Genomic DNA, 18540 nt, shown 5'->3' with positions numbered 1-18540 from the left:
ATGGTACTGCTAAGCAGTGGGAGAGTATGACGCCGCCTTTCTTTTGAATCCCCAATCTCTATGAGGTTGGGGATTTTTTTTGCTCTAAACTGAAGGAGTTATCTTATTTAAGATAGCTCCTTTTTTTATTGTTTGGACTTGCTAACTTAGTCTGGACAAAGAGTTAAGCAAAAAAACATATCTTTAACTTATGAATAGAATTAGAAAGGCCTGCAATGCTGTAATTAAGCTGTAAGCCGTTGAATAGGCTTAAGAAAGAATAAATAAATCAGAATTAGCTCGTGAACTTGGAATCAGACCTACATTATTGTATAAATGGTGTAAAGAAGCCCAAGAGTTAGGCTATGCTAGTTTTCCAGGTAATGGCAAACAAAAGCTGACTTCAGAACAAGAAAGGATAAAAGAGTTAGAAAAGAAGTTAGTAGCTGTTGAATTAGAACATGAAATATTTAAAAAAAACAAACGGTATTTTCTCAAAGACTGGCAAATGATTTACGCGTTCATATTTGATTATAAACAAGAATATCTGGTTGGATTATGTGTAAAGTTTAGAGGTAAGAAGTGGTTATTATCATTGGAAACAGTCTTCTCTTAATAAAAGAAAACAAGCCAAAACAAATTTAAAACGTGTTATTACACAAGCTTATATAGAGTTTAAACAGCGTTATGGTAACCCTCGTCTTACAATAGAACTCAATGGGCGAGGATATAAAATATTAAAAACTACTGTTACTAAGTACATGAAAGAGTTATGATTACATAGTAAAGTAGCTCGATGATATAGAATAACCACAGACTCTAAACACAATTATTTAGTGGTTGACAATATTTTATATAAACAATTTACACAAACTGGATTAGGTAAAGCTTGGGTGTCTGACATTACTTATATCACTGTTAAAGAAGGGGGTATTTACCTAACTACAGTGAATAGATTTATATGATAGAAAGGTTATTGGATGGAGTTTGAATAAATGATATGTCTACAGAAAATCCATCTTAGCTGACTTTAAAATGGCTAAAAGAGCAGAGTTTTTGAAGAAGGACTATTTTTCAATTCTGACTAAGGATACAATATGTAAACTACAAATTTACAAACTATTTAGAGTACTTTAATGTTATTAGTAACATGAGTTGGAAAGAAAATTGTTAGCAGAATGCTTCTTTAAATCGTTAAAAGTGCAGATGGTTTAAGGGAATTTACAGCTTAATACAAAACAAATGGAATCTAAAGTCTTTGAATATTTAGAAATGTGGTATAATAAAAAACGTCGAGACTTCTACTTAATTTACTAGACAATCAACGAATTTAATCAAATATAAATATTAATAAAGCTGCTTAACTAATTGTCCGGATTTCATTAGGAGATTCAGTTGTTAGATAGTGCTTAAATGATGAGAATGAATTTGAGAATGAATTTGAGAATGAATTTGAGAATGAATTTGAGAATGAATTCTGGGGGTTTTAGAGTGTACTTGTTGTATCAGAATTTGAATTGAGAGATGTTTAGAATGAAGTTAAATTTTTAAGTATTAGTTATACAATTGATAAAGAGAGGTATGCAAAGATTTTTTACAATAAATCATATATCATTTTCTAATTTTTTGATACTATCATAAATGTAGTCTATTTCATATCCTTTGCGATATAGATAAGCTTGTAGTTTTTGTTTTTTCTTCGATAAATTTGATTCATTGATTGAATTCCAACGTTGGTAGCTAATTCTGCTTAATGTTTCTAAATATAACTCTTCTGAGATTTCTTGTAAGGCTTTTTTTATTAGAAAAGGTGTTATTTTGCGTATTTTAAGCTCCATAATTATACGAGACCTTCCCCAACTACTTATTCTATGTTTTCCTCGTGCAAAACTACAAGCAAAGCGCTCTTCGTTCAAGAAGTTTGTTTCAATTAAATGTACAATTATATCATCATGTATATTTGAGCTTATTTTAAGATTGTATAATTTGTTTATTACTTCTGAATGACAACGATCTTGGTAGGCACAAAAAGCTTCAAGTTTTCTTTTTGCATCTTCGAAAGAAATATATGTAGGTTTAGATGAATCCATGTAAAATGGTTTTGTAAGTAAAGAAAGTTAAAGGTACTTTATATTAGCTGAAGTATACAAAAACTATGTAAATTTGGTAATAAAAAAAACGCAACACTCTGAATTTATAAGGGTGTTGCGTTTTTTGCTGTGCCCGGAGTGGGAATCGAACCCACACTCCGAAGAACACGAGTTTGAGTCGTGCGCGTCTACCAATTCCGCCATCCGGGCTGATGACTTATTGTTTGTGAGTGCAAATGTAGAAAAAAAAAGTTAGCTACAAAGAAAAAAAATAAAAAAAATCGTTTTGTCAATATATATTTTATAAATTTGCATCGCTTAATATTCATAGTTAAGCTCTAACTAACAACATAACAACTAATTAAAAGTAATGTCATATTTCGAACCAGACGCAAAAATTTTTGCATGTGCTCAGAGTGTTGAACTCGCAGAGAAGATTGCAAAAGCATACGGAGTAGAATTGGGAAAAGTAACTTTATCTCATTATAGTGATGGAGAGTTTCAACCTTCTTTTGAAGAATCAATTAGAGGTAGAAGAGTTTTCTTAGTATGTTCTACATTTCCTTCATCAGATAATTTAATGGAATTATTGTTAATGTGTGATGCTGCCAAACGTGCTTCAGCAAGACACATTACTGCGGTAATACCTTATTTTGGATGGGCAAGACAAGACAGAAAGGATAAACCACGTGTTCCAATTGGAGCTAAATTAGTTGCTAAATTATTAGAATCTGCTGGTGCTACACGTATTATGACAATGGATTTACATGCTGATCAAATTCAAGGTTTCTTTGAAAGACCAGTAGATCATTTATACGCATCAACAATCTTTTTACCTTATGTGAAAAGCCTTAATTTAGAGAATCTAACAATTGCATCACCAGATATGGGAGGGTCAAAAAGAGCTTATGCATATTCTAAATTTTTATCATCTGATGTAGTAATCTGCTATAAACAAAGAAAGCAAGCTAACATTATTGACAAAATGGAGCTTATTGGAGATGTAACAGGTAGAAATGTTATCTTAGTTGATGATATGATTGATACTGGTGGTACTCTTGCCAAAGCTGCTGATATGATGATGGAAAGAGGAGCATTAAGTGTACGAGCTATTTGTACACATGCTATCCTTTCAGGAAGTGCTTATGAAAAAATAGAGGAATCAGCTATTCAAGAGTTGATTGTTACAGATTCAATTCCATTGAAAAAACCTTGTGACAAGATTAAAGTATTAAGCTGTGCTCCATTATTTGGAGAAGTTATGCATAATGTTCACTCTAATGAATCTATTAGTAAAACATTTGTAGTATAGGAATTTATTAATTTTTAAATATATTTAAATGAAATCAATTACGATTAAAGGATCAGAAAGAGAAAGCGTAGGTAAAGTATCAACTAAAGCCTTACGTAATGCTGGATTGGTACCTTGCGTGTTATACGGAGGAACAGAACCAGCAGTACACTTTGCTGCAGAGGAAAAAGCATTCAAAAACTTGGTTTACACTCCAAACGTACACACTGTAGTAATTGAGTTAGAAAATGGAAAGAAATACAATGCTATCTTACAAGATATCCAATTCCACCCAGTTTCTGACAGTATCATGCACATCGATTTTTACCAATTACATGACGATAAAGAAATCACTTTAGAAGTTCCTGTAAAAGTTACTGGTAAATCTAAAGGTGTTATGGCTGGAGGTGTATTAAACTTAAACTTACGTAAATTAAAAGTTAAAGCTTTACCAGCTAACTTACCTGATTTCGTTGAAGTAAACATCTCTAACTTAGACATGGGTAACAAATTATATGTTACTGATGTTGTAGTTGATAACTACAAATTATTACATACAGACAATACTGTTGTTTGTCAAGTAAGAATTTCTCGTGCAGCTATGAAAGCAGCTCAAGAAGCAGCGAAAGCAGCAAAAGCTACTCCAAAGAAAAAATAATTTTTCCAAGAGATATGTTTTTAAAAGCGCTTGTGATTTTCACAAGCGCTTTTTTTTGTTCATAGTTTGGTATTAGTTTACTTTTGTATTAGAATTTAAAATTTGTTATTTACATAATGAAAAAGTTTTTAATTGTAGGATTAGGAAATATTGGTGTAGAATATATTCATACACGTCATAATATAGGTTTTAAAGTTGTTGATGAGATTGCTAATGAGTTAGGTGGTGATTGGCAGACAGTAAAATTTGGTTCTTTATCAGAGGTTAAAATAAAAGGAAGAACACTTTTGTTATTAAAGCCAAATACTTATATGAACTTAAGCGGTAAGGCTTTGCAATATTGGATGGAGAAAGAAAAGATACCTGTAGAAAATGTTATGGTTGTAACAGATGATTTGAATCTTAGTTTTGGTACAATCCGTATTAAAGCTAAAGGATCAGATGGAGGACATAATGGATTAAAAAGTATCCAAGGTATTTTAAATTCGAGTAACTATCCACGTTTTAGATTTGGGATTAGTGATGAATTTAAGAAAGGACAGCAAGTGGATTATGTTTTAGGTACTTGGAGTGATGAGGAAAAAGAAGCGCTACCAGAAAGGCTAAAAACAGCTTCAAAAGCCATTCAAGAGTTTGCTTTAGCAGGATTAAATAATTCAATGAATACTTATAATGGTAAGTAGTTGTAAGGTGAAATAAAAACGGGAGCTATTAGCTCCCGTTTTTTGTTATTCTTGATTCACAGAAATGTGAAGTTCTTTTAATTGCTCTGGTGTAATTGTTGCTGGTGCATCAATCATAACATCACGTCCTGAATTGTTTTTAGGGAATGCGATGAAATCACGAATTGTTTCTTGTCCACCTAAGATAGAAACTAAACGGTCTAATCCAAAAGCAAGACCTCCGTGTGGTGGTGCTCCGTACTGGAAAGCATTCATTAAGAAACCAAATTGTTTCTCAGCTTCTTCTTTGGTAAATCCTAAATGTTTAAACATCATTTCTTGAGTAGCTTTATCGTGAATACGGATAGAACCTCCTCCGATTTCGTTACCATTAAGAACCATATCATAAGCATTTGCACGTACTTTTCCTGGGTCAGTATCTAACAATGCAAAGTCTTCTTTTTTAGGAGAAGTGAATGGGTGGTGCATAGCAAAGTAACGTTCAGATTCTTCATCCCACTCAAAAAGAGGGAAGTCAATAACCCATAATGGAGCAAATTCATTAGGTTTTCTCAATCCCATACGGTTACCTAACTCCATACGTAAAGCACTTAATTGTGCTCTTGTTTTGTTTGCAGGTCCAGAAAGCACTAAAATTAAGTCACCTTCTTTAGCACCTGTTGCTTCAGCCCATTTTTTCAAGTCTTCTTGGTCATAGAATTTATCTACAGAAGATTTGAAAGTACCATTAGCTTCACATTTACAGTAAACCATTCCTGAAGCACCAACTTGAGGGCGTTTTACCCATTCGATAAGTGCATCAATTTCTTTACGTGTATACGTTGCTGCTCCTGGAACAGCAATACCTACTACTAATTCAGCGCTATTAAACACACCGAAATCTTTATGTTGTGCCACTTCGTTTAATTCTCCGAATTCCATACCAAAACGAATGTCTGGTTTATCATTACCATACTTACGCATTGCTTCTTCGAACGTCATACGAGGGAATTTATCTACTTCAATACCGTGAACAGACTTCAATAAGTGTTTAGTTAAACCTTCAAAAGTATCCATTACATCCTCTTGTTCAACAAAAGCCATTTCACAGTCAATTTGTGTAAACTCAGGTTGTCTATCAGCACGTAAATCCTCATCACGGAAACATTTCACAATTTGGAAATATCTATCCATACCACCTACCATCAACAATTGTTTGAAAGTTTGTGGAGACTGAGGTAATGCATAAAACTCACCTGGATTCATACGAGAAGGTACCACGAAATCACGTGCTCCTTCTGGAGTAGAGCTAATTAAGTAAGGAGTTTCTACCTCACAAAAGTCTTGAGCTGAAAGATAATTTCTAACTTCTTGCGCTACTTTATGTCTGAAAAGTAAATTGTTTTTAACTGGATTTCTACGAATATCCAAGTAACGGTATTTCATACGAATATCTTCCCCACCATCAGTTTCATCTTCAATTGTGAAAGGAGGAACACTTGATTCATTAAGTACTGTTAACGACTCAACTAAAATTTCAATATCTCCTGTTGGAATATTTGGGTTTTTAGAAGCTCGTTCAATAACTTTTCCTGTTACTTGAACAACAAACTCACGGCCAAGATTTTTAGCTGCTTCAAAAACTGCTTTTTCAGTTCTGTCAGCATCGAAAATTAACTGTGTGATTCCGTAACGGTCACGTAAGTCAACCCAAATCATAAAACCTTTGTCGCGATGCTTGCTTACCCATCCTGATAAGGTAACTTCTGTATTTATATCCGAAGCTCTTAAGGCTCCGCAATTATGCGTTCTATACATTGTTAAAAATATTTCTACAAATTTATAAACTTATTGCGAATGAAGTATGAAAACCAACAATATTATATTGGAGATTTGTGGTTGTTTACGCTACTTTCTTTTGCATCTGAACAAAAGTGTAAGCCAAAATTGCTCCACAGCAAGCTAGTCCTGCTCCAACCCATTCGGGAGAATTATATCCTAATCCATAGCTAATAGGCAATCCTCCTAAAGAAGCTCCTAGTGCATTTCCAATATTAAATGATGCCTGACCTGCTGATGCAGCAAGCATTTCTGAGCCTTTGGCACTTTTGATTAACATCATTTGTAAAGGAGAACCAATTGTAAAAGCTACTAATCCTGTAACCAAAGACATCACATAAGCCATCCATTGAATATGAACAGTATAATATACAATTATTAAACAAATAGCCATTGATAAGAATGAGAAAATGACTGCTTTTGATGGAGAAAAAGTATCCGCAATTTTTCCACCAACAAAATTTCCTAAGAACATTCCAAGTCCTACAAGCGTCATAATAAAAGGAATATTTGATTCCGGTATCATCGGAATATTCATCATCATTGGTTTGATATAACTAATCCACGCAAAAAGACCACCTGTTCCTATTGAAATTAAAGCTACTAAAACCCAAGCAATAGGTGTTTTAAAAAAGGCTAATTGCTTTTTTGTATTGGTCGTTGTATCGGCTTCTAACTTTGGAACCCACAATGAAATAGCTATAGTAGATATTATTCCTAATGTTGCAATAATACCATAAGAAACTCGCCAAGAATACTCTTGTCCAATGTACGTTGTAATTGGTACTCCAGCTAAATTTGCGGTGGTTAATCCTGCAAACATAATTGCCACAGCTTGTGCTTCTTTCCCGGGCTTAGCAAGGCGTGTCGCTACTACAGATCCTACTCCAAAGAATGCTCCGTGAGGTAGCCCAGACATAAATCTTGTAATTAATAAAGTTGTATAGTTTGGAGATAAGACAAATAATGTATGAAATAATGAGAACATTAACATTAATGCCATAAGCACTTTATGAGGAGCATATTTATTTGAAGACATTACCAATAGAGGAGCACCAACGACAACGCCAATAGCATATATAGAAATAAAATTCCCTGCCTTTGGAATACTAATTGCTAAGTCGTCCGCTAAATTTGACAGAAGTCCCATCATTGAAAATTCAGTCATTCCAATCGCAAGACCTCCGATTGCTAAGGCAATTAAACTTTTGTTCATTTTTGTTATTTGAGTTTTAAATATTTGTTATTTCTATTATTCTTTTCCACGTTCATATTGAGGAACCCAAGCAATATCTTCATTTAGTTCTACTGCAGCATTCATTACAAAATGCGGATCTCTTAAAAATTCACGTCCTAACAGAATAAAATCAGCTTTTTCTTTTTCAAGAATATCTTCGGCTTGTATTCCTGTTTTTATTAAACCAACCGTTCCTGTAATAAGGCTTGATTGTTTTTTTATGATTTCTGCAAAAGGCACTTGATAGTTTGGTCCTGAAGTTATTTTTTGATGACGAACAGCTCCACCTGAACTAACATCAATTACTTCAACTCCCATCTCTTGTAGAATTTTTGCCAACTTTACACTTTCTTCAACATTCCATCCTCCTTCAGCCCAATCTGTAGCAGATATTCTAATCCACAATGACTGTGTTGTTAAAAGAGGTTTAATTGCAGTAACAAGTTCAGTTACAAAACGAATTCTATTTTCAAAACTGCCACCATATTCATCTGTTCTATTGTTTATTAACGGAGAGAAGAATTGATGAATTAAGTAACCATGTGCTCCATGAAGTTCAATAATCTCATAGCCTGCTTCAATTGCTCTGCGTGTTGCTTGTTTAAATGCCTCGATTGTATTTATTATTTGTTTTTTTGACAAGGCTTTAGGCTTAACATCTTCTACATTAAAAGGTATATCACTACTTGATACCGTTTGCCAACCATTTATTTGAGAAGGAGCAATCTGGTTTCTGTTAATCCAAGGTTTTTCACAACTTGCTTTTCTTCCAGCGTGTGCTAGCTGAATTCCTGGTACACAATTTTGTTGTTTAATAAAAGCGGTAATCTGTTTCAATTTTTCAATATGTGTATCATCCCAAATTCCTAAATCAGCATAGGTAATTCTACCTTCAGGAACTACAGCTGTTGCTTCTTGAATAATTGCTGCAACTTGTCCGATGGCATATTGTCCAAGATGTACTAGATGCCAATCTGTAGCATAACCATTTTCAGCAGAGTATTGACACATCGGCGAAACCACAACTCTATTTTTTAAAGTGTGATTTTTCAGTATTAAAGGAGTAAATAGCTTTCTCATCTTATTATGTTTTTTGGAGGTGCAAAATTATTAAATGCAAATTGGAATAGAAGGTCTTTTGTCTTTTTTGTGAAAAATAAAATTATTAACAGGATAATAATTAGTGATTTAGGTGTCTTTTTTTGGTGTGAACACTGAAAAAGGAATGTTTAACTACAGACTTTAGCCTTCAAGTAAAAGTTATAGAACAGTCGTTAGAAAAATTATAAAAAAGAAGAAGGGCTCTAAACAATGTTATAAGCCCTTCTTTTTATTATTTTGATGTCACGTATAAATTACTTGCAATTTTCTTGGTAATCGTAATATCGTGATTATGAATTTTGATGACATAAGATTGGTCAAATGGTTCAATCTCTAAAATTTCAATTTCACTTCCCAATGAAATTTTTTGTTTATCCAAATATTGTAAAAATTCAGAAGAAGAATCTTTTACGCCAACACAAACAACTTTGATGTTTGGTTTAACCTCAGAAAGAAGTTGTTTCTCAATTTGCTTAATCTCCCCTTTTGCATTCGGAATTGGATCTCCGTGTGGATCTTCTGTAGGATAACCTAAGTATGCATCCAGTTTATTAATTAGCTTTTCAGACTTGATATGCTCTAACTCTTCAGCTACATCGTGTACTTCATCCCAGCTAAAAGCTAATTTTTCAACTAAAAATACTTCCCATAAACGATGTTTTCTCACAATCATTTTTGCTGCCATTAATCCTTCAGGGGTAAGCGTTACTCCTTGATATTTTTGATACTTAATCAGTTTTTTCTCATTAAGTTTTTTTATCATATCAGTTACAGACGAGGCTTTAGTCTCAATTCTTGCAGCGATTGCATTTGTTGAAATACCCTGATTCTGTCCTAAAGACAGGTGAAATATGGTTTTTAAATAGTTCTCTTCTGAATAGGTAAGCATTGAATTATTTTTTTTAATAAATACAAAGTTACATTTTTTTTAATTACAAATATATTTTTAGCTTTGTCTAAATTTTAATAATAGGGTTATATAAATATATTTTTATGCGTATAATAAATAGTTTTTTGTTGTCTCTTGTTTGTGTGTTACCCACTCAAGCACAAACAATAAAGGGGAAAGTATCTTCAGGAGGAAGGCCTCTGTCTTTTGCTACCGTTGTTTTAGAAGGAACAAATAAGGGTGAAAACTCTGGAGAAAAGGGAGAATATATTTTTGAAAAGCTTAAAGAAGGTACTTACACAGTAAAAGCTGAGTTTGTAGGATTTAAGAAATCAACAAAAAAAGTTTCTGTTAAAGAAGGTGAAGTAGTCACTGTTAATTTTTCTTTAGAAGAAGATTCAAGCTTAGATGAAATTGTGATTTCTGGAACATTAAAGCCAGTTTTAAAATCGGATGCAGTTGTTCCTGTGGAAATTTACACACCAGCTTTTTTTGAAAAAAATCCAACATCGAGTTTATTTGATGCTGTACAAATGATTAATGGTGTTCAACCACAATTAAATTGTAATGTTTGTAACACGGGTGATATTCATATTAATGGTATGGAAGGAGCCTATACGATGATTTTAATTGACGGAATGCCAATTGTATCATCACTTTCAACTGTTTACGGGTTATTTGGGATTCCTACTAATTTGATTGAAAGAGTAGAGGTGGTAAAAGGACCAGCATCTTCTCTGTATGGTACAGAGGCAATGGGGGGAATTATAAATGTTATCACAAAGGATCCAGAGCATGCTGCAAAATTAAGTGTTAATGCATTTACGTCTACTTGGTTAGAAAATAATTTAGACTTAGGAGCAAGTTATAAATTAGGGAAAAATGTAAAAGGTTTATTTGGAGGTAATTATTTCAAATACGGAGAACGAAAAGATAAAAATAACGATGGATTTACGGATGTAACTTTACAAGATCGTGTATCGTTGTTCAACAAATTCTCTTTAAAAAGACCAGATGACAAAGTGGCAAGTTTAGCATTGCGTTATGTTTATGAAGATCGTTGGGGAGGAGAAACTAATTGGCAACGTAAAAAACATAGAGGAGGAGAAGAGGTTTATGCAGAAAGTATTTTCACTAATCGTTTTGAGGCAATTGGTATGTATCAATTACCAACAACTGAGAATATTTATACTCAATTCTCGTATATCTATCATCAACAAAATTCTATGTATGGTCCAGAATCTTATGATGCAAAACAACAAGTAGCTTTTGCGCAAGCTTATTGGGATAAGAATATAGGAAACCATAGTTTATTATTAGGAGCGTCTTTTAAATACACTTATTACGATGACAATACTCGTGCTACAGGAATTTATGACGAGAATGGTTTAGTGAAAAATGAACCTGATAATAGACCAATTCCAGGAGTATTTATTCAAGATGAATGGACTTTAAACAAACAAAATAAGTTGTTATTAGGTTATCGTTTTGATTACGATAAGGATCACTACGGTATTCATTCACCACGTATTGGGTATAAGTTTACACCAAATTCAAATCACACATTACGTGCAAGTTTTGGTACAGGTTTCCGAGTTGTAAATGTATTTACAGAAGATCATAGAGCTTTAACAGGGGCACGACAAGTTGTATTTGCTGAAAAGTTAGATCCAGAAAAATCATACAATGCCAACTTGAATTATACAGTTAAAGTGCCAACTGATTTTGGGGTCTTCAATTTTGATATCAATGGTTTCTATACCTATTTTACAAATAAAATTGACGCAGATACAGATACAGATCAAACTAAAATTATCTATGGAAACTTAGATGGACACGCCATATCACAAGGGGTATCATTAAATGTTGATGTAACATTTGACTTTCCATTGAAGTTGATGGCAGGCGCTACCTATATGGATGTGTTTAGAAAAGAAGATGGAGAACACAACCAACTTTACCACGCACCTAAATGGTCAGGAAATATTATTGCAAGTTATAATTTTGGAAGTGGATTTAGTGCAGATTTAACTGGGGATTGGAAAGGTCCGATGCGTTTACCAAGAGTGGAAGATGATTATAGACCAGAATATTCTCCTTGGACGATGTTAGCTAATGTACAAGTAACTAAGAAATTTGCTAATGGATTTGAGATTTATGGTGGGGTTAAAAATTTATTTAATACCCTTCCTAAAGAAGATACTATCGCTCGTTGGTGGGACCCATTTGGGGAACCTGGAAATGGTGTAACACCGCCTCCGGGACGTACAGATGTTATTTTTGAACCCAATGATTATAGCTATACACCGTTACAAGGTATTCGCGGATTTATTGGTGTACGTTACAATATTTTTTAAAAAATTTTAACGTCAGTTAATAATATAAAATTTAAATGAAAAATTTCTTTTTTTCTATGTTAGGTTTTTTTCTTGGGTTTGTTTGTATAGCACAACCCAAGGAAATTACTTTTTCTGAATTAGAAACACTGATGGAAGAAGCTCCAAAACCTGTTGTTGTGTTTTTACATACAGATTGGTGTAGTTACTGTGCTTTAATGGAAAAGAAAACATTTAAAGACAGTGAAGTTGTTAAAGAATTAAATAAGGATTTCTATTATATATCTTTTAATGCTGAAACAAAAGAAGATATAAAGTTTAAAGATCACTTATTTAAGTTTAAAAAGAGAGGATTGAAAGCAGGTGAACATGAATTAGCTTTAGCCTTGGGAAAACAAAATAGCTTTCCCGGATTGGTTATCCTCAATTCAAATTTAGAGATTATATATCAATATTTTTCATACTTAAAACCAAAGCAGTTGTTAAGTATTCTGCATTTAGCGAACTAATTTTTCTGTTACTATACTCCGAAAAGCCTTGTAATTATATATGTTACAGGGCTTTTTTTAAACTCTTAAATATATAACTAAAAAAATAGTTTGAAAACTAAATTATTAGTTATACGTTTGAGTTGTAAAATTATAAATATGGAAAAGCTAACAAATAAAGAAGAAGAGATAATGAGAATTCTTTGGAAGATTGAAAAAGGATTTGTGAATGATATTTTAGAACATGTACCAGAACCTAAACCACATTATAATACAATGTCAACATTTATCAGAATATTAGTTGATAAAGGCGTTGTTGGTTTTAAGGCTTATGGGAAGTCGCATGAATATTATCCAATTGTAAAAATGGAAGATTATCGCAAGATGTTTATGGAAGAGACAATGGAGAAGTTTTTTGATAATTCATTTAGTAACCTTGTCAATTTCTTTGTTAAAGACAAGAAGTTAAGTAAAGAAGAATTAGATGAGATTATGACTATCATAGAAAAAAACAAAAAATAATTTATCTCAACCCCAAAAACAGCGCTTATGACACCTACTTTATTATATATAGTAAAGGTAAATATGCTTTTGTCGATTGTGTACTTGTTTTACATTGCCGTTTTAAGAAAGGAAACTTTTGTAAAAAGTAATAGACAGTATTTTTTGATCGGAATTATTAGCAGTTTTTTATTACCTCTTATAACTGTTACAAAGACAGTTTATGTAGAACAACAAACAGTAGACTTATCTAATCTTACAGATTTTATAGAAAATGAAGAGTTAATTACAGAGCCAATCAGTTTTTGGAGTCAATTTACAGTTGAAAAACAATTGTTTACAGTTTATCTTGTAATTACTGCTGTTTTTTTAGCTTGGTTCATAACTAAAAGTTATAGGTTGTGTGCTCATATTCGAAAGTTGAATCGTAGTTCATTGGGTAATAATGTTTTAGTAGATGATAAAACGAATGAGGCTTATTCTTTCTGGAAATGGGTGGTATTACCAAGAAATTATGAAGCAATAGATCGCTTGGATGTTGTGTTAGAACATGAATATATTCACGTGAAGCAAAAGCATAGTATAGATATTCTATTAATTGAATTAGTTAAAACAATTTTTTGGTTTAACCCTCTTTTAATATTACTACAAAAAGCTATAAACCTAAATTTAGAATACATCGTAGATCAAGAAGTGAGTAAGCGAGTTGATATTTATGACTATCAGATGACCTTAGTTCAGTTTGAGTATAATAAAATTCAACCTATGACAATGGTTAACTCTTTTTCAACTTCTGATTTAAAAAAACGTGTATTAATGTTAAATACTCAAAAATCTACAATTATGAAAAAATTAAAATTTGTGATGATTACACCAGTAGTTGCTGGTTTCTTTTTCTTTTTCCAATTTAGTGTAAAAGCGAAAGTCTTAGAAAAATCTTCTATTGACATTTTAGAATCTACTTTTGAAGAATCAAAAAATGAAGAATTATTGAAATCTTATGATATAGAAGAGAAGAGATATAATGCGACTAAATCAGTTAATAATACAGAAGGACAATTACAGTCTAAGCAAGAAGAAAAAAATGGTACTATTGAAGAAGTAGAAACTATAAAGTTAAAGGCAGACCAAGTTAAAGATGAGGCAGAAAGAATTCGTCGTGATTTAGAAGTTCGTCATACTGAACTATCAGAAATGAAGAAAGGGAGAATTGCCGAAAATAAAAAAATAATAGAAGAGAGAAAAAGAGAAGAAATTAATGAAAGGCAAGCAAAAGAAAACGAAAAATTAAGCACATTAGTAGAGGAGAGAAGAGCTCAAATTGAGCAGAGAAAAAAAGAAGTTTCTGCTGAAATAAAAGCTCGAAATGAAAGACTTGAAAAAGACAGTGCAAAAAGGAGAGCTGAAAATGAAGATCGATTAAAGAATGTTAAAGGCAAGAAAGGAAAATTACAAGAGCAAGAACTTGATAATACAATATTTTTTCACGAAGGTAAAACATATACAAAAGATGAGTTTTATGCTTTAAATCTTAATCCAACTGATATAAAAGCAATTAGTTTTTATAAAAAAGAAGATGCTACTGCTAAGTTTGGAACACCGTCGGATAAGAAAGTTCTCGAGGTTTCAACGAATAAATCTTTAAGTGAGATGAAAAAAGATGGAGAATTATCTAAGTTTACTGTTGTTGCTTCAAAGCAGTCAAAAAGTGATTTTGAAGGGATTATACTTGTTGACGGTGTAAAAACCAACAAAGAGGAAATGAATGAAATTAATAGTGATAGAATTGAGTCTGTGTCAGTGTTAAAAGGTGAAAAAGCTATTGGTAAATACGGTGACTTGGGCGCAAAAGGAGTTATTGAGATTGTCTTAAAAAAATAGATATTAGATTTAATTAGTTAACAAGTGTTTTTGGTTTTCCAAAAACACTTTTTTTATGCCATATTTAGGGGATGTCTTACTTCTTTTTCCTTTTCTTGTGTAGAGTTGGTTGTAGATGCTCGTATAATGTTTTGTGAATCATACTTTAATACAACCACATGTTTGACAGAATTTTTATGGGAACACTCAGAATTAAACCATAAAAAAGCGTAAAGAGAGCCTTGAAATTCTCTTTATTCTTGGAAGAAGTAGCAGTTTTGAAATAATAGATAATGTATTGGGTATAATGCTAATCCGTATTAGCATTATACCTCTTTATTGATAGTCTAATTATTGTTAAATGGACTGTACTTTTTGTTTATTACTACCGATATTTGGTCATTCTAATTCAATTATATTCTAATAAAGGTATAAGGAGGTGGACTTATTTATGTAAGTCTACTATAGTTTATACAAGCAACCAAAAGGGATCGGATGTACATTTAAAGTATAAAATACGTTAATTTAAATTAAACGGTTTAATTTAAATAGCGGGTTTATTGTGTGAATTTATAGACCTTAATGTGTGATTTGAAGTAGGTTTCCTTGTGTTAATTGAAATTGTTTCGTACAAATTTTTGCTAATAAATCGTGATAATGATCTACTAAGATAATACACTTGTCTTGAGATTTATCTTGTATGATAGCCATTAGTTGTTCTTGCATAATGGGCGAAATAGCCGCAAAAGGTTCGTCTAACAAACAAAATGGTTGTGGTAGGTTGAGCACGTATAGTGTCTGTAAGAATTGTTGTTCCCCTGTAGATAATTCTTTGATCTTTAAATCTAAGTAATTTAAGAAAGGCGTACTTGTTAGTTGTTCCAAAGTAAATAAGTCCTTCACCTTTAAGTTAGGAGGGAACATAAGAAATTGCGGTTTGTAAGAAAAATACTTATTTAGTTTATGCCTGTTTAAAATAACTTGATTATCAACTCGAATAAATATTTGTGTTGCTTTAATTGCCCCAAATAAAATATTGAGTAAGGTAGATTTTCCGGTACCATTGCTTCCAACAATTCCAATAATATCAGTTGTTTTTGCCGATAAACATACACCGTGCAGTAATGTGCGATTGTCTATTTGATGGATTAAACTATCCAATTGAAATTGGTGGCTCATATTATAGTATCTTGATTAAAAAACGAATTATTCCAATAATTAGCAATGCTAAACCGTAAAGCAAAAAACCTACAAAGAAGAAGTTTGCCTTATTGTTTCTCCAAAAGAAGAGCTCTTCTTTTTTAAAACTAAAGAAATATACGAGGTATATACCTATTGCAATCAAGGGCACAAAAACAGTTAGACTTATATCCATTGTAAAACTTAAGATGATACTTATAGCTATAATAGGAAGTGCAGATTGCCTTAAAAGTAATAGGAGTTTTTTCATTATTATTAGTAGTAGTTACAAAAAAGTTTGATTGCTGAAGCAATTTAGTAATGAAATATATGATTATGAAGATAGTAAAATATTTCCACTGCTAAATATTTAAATGAGAATCCCTTGAATTAGTTGTAAAAATATTCTTTAGGAGTGTCTATTTAAGAGTTTTAAGTATATTTGCCTTTAAACTAATAACATCAATATGGATTTCAGTACAATTATTAAACAAGCACACTCAGGAGTAGCATATTTAGCGTTAATCTTCTTGTTGATCGTAGTTATCAATGCTTTTGCTGGATTAGCAGGGAAAAAAGAGTTTACAGAGAAAGACCGTAAATTAGGTTTATTCGGGTTAATCTTCACACATATTCAATTACTTTTAGGATTGATTTTATATTTCGTTTCACCAATGGTACAAAGTTTTGGTGTAGCAATGAAAGATTCAATGTTAAGATTATACGCTTTAGAGCACCCATTGATCAACATTATTGCAATTGTATTGATTACAATTGGATGGTCAAAACACAAGAAAGCGACAGACAGCAATGCTAAATTTAAGAAGTTTGCTATTTTCTATGCATTAGGATTAATCTTGATCTTATCGAGAATTCCGTGGAGTGCTTGGTTATAAGAAATTTCGCATAATTCGAATAAAATAAAAAGATATAAAAAAAGGAGTCCACAATGGACTCCTTTTTTTTGTGGTATGCTTCTTGCAAAACAATGTCAGCTATAATAGAAATATCATGAAAACATATCAATATATATTATCAGTATTAGTAATTGTACTCCTTTCAAGTTTTGGAGGAACGAGTAATGTGATTAAGGGGACAGTAAAAGCAAAAGGGACACCAGTTGTATTAACCGATAGTTTGCCTAATATTAGTGATTCTATAGTTGATAGTGAAGAAGAAGTTGAAGAAGTAGAGTTAGTTTCTGACGATACTCAAGCATCCTATTACCACGATAAATTTACGGGTAGAAAAACGGCAAGCGGACAAGTATTTGATAATAGCAAGTACACTGCAGCCCACAAAACACTGCCGTTTGGTACTAAGGTTAAGGTAACTAACCTAAAAAATAAACGCTTTGTGATTTTGACAATTACCGATAGAGGACCTTTTGTAAAGGGAAGAGGAATTGATATATCTAAAAAAGCTTTTCACGATTTGACAGATAATCATGCAAGAGGAGTACTTGATGTGAAGATTGAAAAGATTGTAGCAGAAAATGAATAAGATTAAAAGAGTAATAAGTTATTTATTCCTATTCTTTTTTGTGTCTTTTTGGGTAAGTTGCTCAAGTACAAAAAGAGTTTCACAGCCTGGTAAAAAGGAATATAAAACAGATGTTGTTGCAAGTTATTACCACAAAAAGTTTAATGGAAAGCGTACCGCAAGTGGGGAAAAATTCCACAATTCGAGGATGACAGCCGCACATAAGACTTTACCTTTTAATACTCTTGTCAAAGTTACTAACAGAAAAAATAATAAATCTGTTAAAGTTAAAATCAATGACAGAGGCCCTTTTGTCAAAGGGCGTGAAATTGATTTATCTAAAAAAGCTTTTATGAAAATCTCAGATAGCAAAAAAGCTGGATTATTAAAAGTTGATATTAAAGTGGTTAAATAGTTATTTCCACAATTTATAAGGTTTTTTGGCAATGTAAGAGTTGTAGTACTCAATTTGACCGGTAACCTCTTCCCCTAACCAATCGGGTTTAGCAAAAGCTTCATTTTCATCTTTAAGCTCTATTTCTGCTATAATTAAGCCTTCATTTTCCCCATGAAAAACGTCGATCTCAAATTCGTGTTGGCCATTTTTAACGAGGTATCGAGTTTTAGAAATTACGAAATCCTCACATAATTCGAGCAATTGTGAGGCTTCATTATAGTCTATTTTTTTTTCCCATTCAAAACGTGTTGTACCAGAGGAATTACTCTTACCTTTAACTGTAATAAATGCGTCTTTATTTTTTAGCCTAATTCTAACTGTGCGTTCAGCAGAAGAATTCAAGTAACCTTGGGTTATTTTGTTAGAATTATGAGATTCATTGATGAAATTCCAAGAGTTTACTAAAAATTTTCTTTCTATTTCGACCATGATTATAAGAATAAAATGTATTTTTATACCAAAATAAGCGAATTTATTTCACTAACTATTAT

General features: G+C 32.2%; 19 protein-coding genes and 1 tRNA gene. 12 read left to right on the top strand and 8 right to left on the bottom strand.

Annotated features, from left to right (window positions below):
• The first annotated feature begins 307 nt into the window (after nt 1-307).
• Nucleotides 308-595 carry a hypothetical protein gene (locus BLT46_RS10505; protein WP_176770747.1) on the top strand — a complete coding sequence of 96 codons (288 nt, stop codon included), beginning with the start codon at nt 308-310 and terminating at the stop codon, nt 593-595.
• Nucleotides 596-632: 37 nt separating this feature from the next.
• Complete coding sequence (locus tag BLT46_RS13340; RefSeq protein WP_394332445.1) at nt 633-755, top strand: hypothetical protein; 123 nt, start codon at nt 633-635, stop codon at nt 753-755.
• 828 nt (nt 756-1583) lie between these two features.
• On the opposite strand, the gene BLT46_RS10500 is transcribed toward BLT46_RS13340, so the two are convergent.
• Nucleotides 1584-2069 carry a regulatory protein RecX gene (locus tag BLT46_RS10500; RefSeq protein ID WP_090409988.1) on the bottom strand — a complete coding sequence of 162 codons (486 nt, stop codon included), beginning with the start codon at nt 2067-2069 and terminating at the stop codon, nt 1584-1586.
• 130 nt (nt 2070-2199) lie between these two features.
• Nucleotides 2200-2279 (bottom strand) — tRNA-Leu (locus tag BLT46_RS10495).
• A gap of 160 nt (nt 2280-2439) precedes the next feature.
• On the opposite strand from BLT46_RS10495, the gene BLT46_RS10490 reads away from it, so the two are divergent.
• The 3 genes from BLT46_RS10490 (at nt 2440) to pth (ending at nt 4701) form a co-directional block, all read left to right on the top strand.
• The gene (locus tag BLT46_RS10490) at nt 2440-3381 is read left to right on the top strand and encodes a ribose-phosphate pyrophosphokinase (RefSeq protein ID WP_090409986.1); all 942 of its coding nucleotides are present in this window, start codon (nt 2440-2442) and stop codon (nt 3379-3381) included.
• 28 nt (nt 3382-3409) lie between these two features.
• The gene (locus BLT46_RS10485) at nt 3410-4018 is read left to right on the top strand and encodes a 50S ribosomal protein L25/general stress protein Ctc (protein WP_090409984.1); all 609 of its coding nucleotides are present in this window, start codon (nt 3410-3412) and stop codon (nt 4016-4018) included.
• Nucleotides 4019-4134: 116 nt separating this feature from the next.
• Nucleotides 4135-4701 (top strand): aminoacyl-tRNA hydrolase, encoded by a 567-nt coding sequence (gene pth / locus BLT46_RS10480; protein WP_090409982.1) that lies wholly within the window; start codon nt 4135-4137, stop codon nt 4699-4701.
• A gap of 45 nt (nt 4702-4746) precedes the next feature.
• Here the strand turns inward: pth and aspS are convergent, their stop codons facing one another.
• The 4 genes from aspS to BLT46_RS10460 all read right to left on the bottom strand — a co-directional run bounded on the left by aspS (nt 4747) and on the right by BLT46_RS10460 (nt 9746).
• Complete coding sequence (aspS, locus tag BLT46_RS10475; protein ID WP_090409980.1) at nt 4747-6498, bottom strand: aspartate--tRNA ligase; 1752 nt, start codon at nt 6496-6498, stop codon at nt 4747-4749.
• Between the two features lie 85 nt (nt 6499-6583).
• A complete protein-coding gene (locus BLT46_RS10470; RefSeq protein WP_090409979.1) occupies nt 6584-7735 on the bottom strand; it encodes an MFS transporter in 1152 nt (383 codons plus the stop codon).
• Nucleotides 7736-7771: 36 nt separating this feature from the next.
• Nucleotides 7772-8836 (bottom strand): NADH:flavin oxidoreductase/NADH oxidase, encoded by a 1065-nt coding sequence (locus BLT46_RS10465; protein ID WP_090409978.1) that lies wholly within the window; start codon nt 8834-8836, stop codon nt 7772-7774.
• Between the two features lie 253 nt (nt 8837-9089).
• Nucleotides 9090-9746, bottom strand: a complete 657-nt coding sequence (locus tag BLT46_RS10460) for a metal-dependent transcriptional regulator (RefSeq protein WP_090409976.1) — start codon at nt 9744-9746, stop codon at nt 9090-9092.
• 104 nt (nt 9747-9850) lie between these two features.
• Between BLT46_RS10460 and BLT46_RS10455 the strand changes: the two genes are divergently transcribed.
• The 4 genes from BLT46_RS10455 (at nt 9851) to BLT46_RS10440 (ending at nt 14952) form a co-directional block, all read left to right on the top strand.
• Nucleotides 9851-12103 carry a TonB-dependent receptor gene (locus BLT46_RS10455; RefSeq protein ID WP_090409974.1) on the top strand — a complete coding sequence of 751 codons (2253 nt, stop codon included), beginning with the start codon at nt 9851-9853 and terminating at the stop codon, nt 12101-12103.
• 35 nt (nt 12104-12138) lie between these two features.
• A complete protein-coding gene (locus BLT46_RS10450; protein ID WP_090409972.1) occupies nt 12139-12591 on the top strand; it encodes a thioredoxin family protein in 453 nt (150 codons plus the stop codon).
• A gap of 138 nt (nt 12592-12729) precedes the next feature.
• The gene (locus tag BLT46_RS10445; RefSeq protein ID WP_090409970.1) at nt 12730-13092 is read left to right on the top strand and encodes a BlaI/MecI/CopY family transcriptional regulator; all 363 of its coding nucleotides are present in this window, start codon (nt 12730-12732) and stop codon (nt 13090-13092) included.
• A gap of 27 nt (nt 13093-13119) precedes the next feature.
• A complete protein-coding gene (locus BLT46_RS10440; protein WP_090409968.1) occupies nt 13120-14952 on the top strand; it encodes a M56 family metallopeptidase in 1833 nt (610 codons plus the stop codon).
• A gap of 558 nt (nt 14953-15510) precedes the next feature.
• On the opposite strand, the gene BLT46_RS10435 is transcribed toward BLT46_RS10440, so the two are convergent.
• Nucleotides 15511-16110, bottom strand: coding sequence for an ATP-binding cassette domain-containing protein (locus BLT46_RS10435; RefSeq protein ID WP_090409966.1), 600 nt, complete (start codon nt 16108-16110; stop codon nt 15511-15513).
• 467 nt (nt 16111-16577) lie between these two features.
• Between BLT46_RS10435 and BLT46_RS10425 the strand changes: the two genes are divergently transcribed.
• The 3 genes from BLT46_RS10425 to BLT46_RS10415 all read left to right on the top strand — a co-directional run bounded on the left by BLT46_RS10425 (nt 16578) and on the right by BLT46_RS10415 (nt 18007).
• Nucleotides 16578-17006 carry a hypothetical protein gene (locus BLT46_RS10425; RefSeq protein WP_090409962.1) on the top strand — a complete coding sequence of 143 codons (429 nt, stop codon included), beginning with the start codon at nt 16578-16580 and terminating at the stop codon, nt 17004-17006.
• 115 nt (nt 17007-17121) lie between these two features.
• Complete coding sequence (locus BLT46_RS10420) at nt 17122-17613, top strand: septal ring lytic transglycosylase RlpA family protein (RefSeq protein ID WP_090409960.1); 492 nt, start codon at nt 17122-17124, stop codon at nt 17611-17613.
• Complete coding sequence (locus tag BLT46_RS10415; protein ID WP_090409958.1) at nt 17606-18007, top strand: septal ring lytic transglycosylase RlpA family protein; 402 nt, start codon at nt 17606-17608, stop codon at nt 18005-18007. Before BLT46_RS10420 ends, BLT46_RS10415 begins: the two co-directional genes overlap by 8 nt.
• Here BLT46_RS10415 and BLT46_RS10410 read toward each other — a convergent pair whose 3' ends face one another.
• Nucleotides 18008-18478, bottom strand: a complete 471-nt coding sequence (locus BLT46_RS10410) for a CYTH domain-containing protein (protein WP_090409956.1) — start codon at nt 18476-18478, stop codon at nt 18008-18010. It lies immediately after the preceding gene.
• Nucleotides 18479-18540: the final 62 nt, after the last annotated feature.

This window comes from Myroides phaeus, assembly GCF_900099675.1.
GTDB lineage: Bacteria > Bacteroidota > Bacteroidia > Flavobacteriales > Flavobacteriaceae > Flavobacterium > Flavobacterium phaeum.
This window is presented reverse-complemented; position numbering and strand designations above follow the sequence as displayed.

Bases quoted from the DNA above. Each gene is read 5' to 3' on its own strand.
- BLT46_RS10500 (WP_090409988.1), bottom strand. From the start codon at position 2,069: ATGGATTCATCTAAACCTACATATATTTCTTTCGAAGATGCAAAAAGA.
- BLT46_RS10490 (WP_090409986.1), top strand. From the start codon at position 2,440: ATGTCATATTTCGAACCAGACGCAAAAATTTTTGCATGTGCTCAGAGT.
- BLT46_RS10485 (WP_090409984.1), top strand. From the start codon at position 3,410: ATGAAATCAATTACGATTAAAGGATCAGAAAGAGAAAGCGTAGGTAAA.
- pth (WP_090409982.1), top strand. From the start codon at position 4,135: ATGAAAAAGTTTTTAATTGTAGGATTAGGAAATATTGGTGTAGAATAT.
- aspS (WP_090409980.1), bottom strand. From the start codon at position 6,498: ATGTATAGAACGCATAATTGCGGAGCCTTAAGAGCTTCGGATATAAAT.
- BLT46_RS10470 (WP_090409979.1), bottom strand. From the start codon at position 7,735: ATGAACAAAAGTTTAATTGCCTTAGCAATCGGAGGTCTTGCGATTGGA.
- BLT46_RS10465 (WP_090409978.1), bottom strand. From the start codon at position 8,836: ATGAGAAAGCTATTTACTCCTTTAATACTGAAAAATCACACTTTAAAA.
- BLT46_RS10460 (WP_090409976.1), bottom strand. From the start codon at position 9,746: ATGCTTACCTATTCAGAAGAGAACTATTTAAAAACCATATTTCACCTG.
- BLT46_RS10455 (WP_090409974.1), top strand. From the start codon at position 9,851: ATGCGTATAATAAATAGTTTTTTGTTGTCTCTTGTTTGTGTGTTACCC.
- BLT46_RS10450 (WP_090409972.1), top strand. From the start codon at position 12,139: ATGAAAAATTTCTTTTTTTCTATGTTAGGTTTTTTTCTTGGGTTTGTT.
- BLT46_RS10445 (WP_090409970.1), top strand. From the start codon at position 12,730: ATGGAAAAGCTAACAAATAAAGAAGAAGAGATAATGAGAATTCTTTGG.
- BLT46_RS10440 (WP_090409968.1), top strand. From the start codon at position 13,120: ATGACACCTACTTTATTATATATAGTAAAGGTAAATATGCTTTTGTCG.
- BLT46_RS10435 (WP_090409966.1), bottom strand. From the start codon at position 16,110: ATGAGCCACCAATTTCAATTGGATAGTTTAATCCATCAAATAGACAAT.
- BLT46_RS10425 (WP_090409962.1), top strand. From the start codon at position 16,578: ATGGATTTCAGTACAATTATTAAACAAGCACACTCAGGAGTAGCATAT.
- BLT46_RS10420 (WP_090409960.1), top strand. From the start codon at position 17,122: ATGAAAACATATCAATATATATTATCAGTATTAGTAATTGTACTCCTT.
- BLT46_RS10415 (WP_090409958.1), top strand. From the start codon at position 17,606: ATGAATAAGATTAAAAGAGTAATAAGTTATTTATTCCTATTCTTTTTT.
- BLT46_RS10410 (WP_090409956.1), bottom strand. From the start codon at position 18,478: ATGGTCGAAATAGAAAGAAAATTTTTAGTAAACTCTTGGAATTTCATC.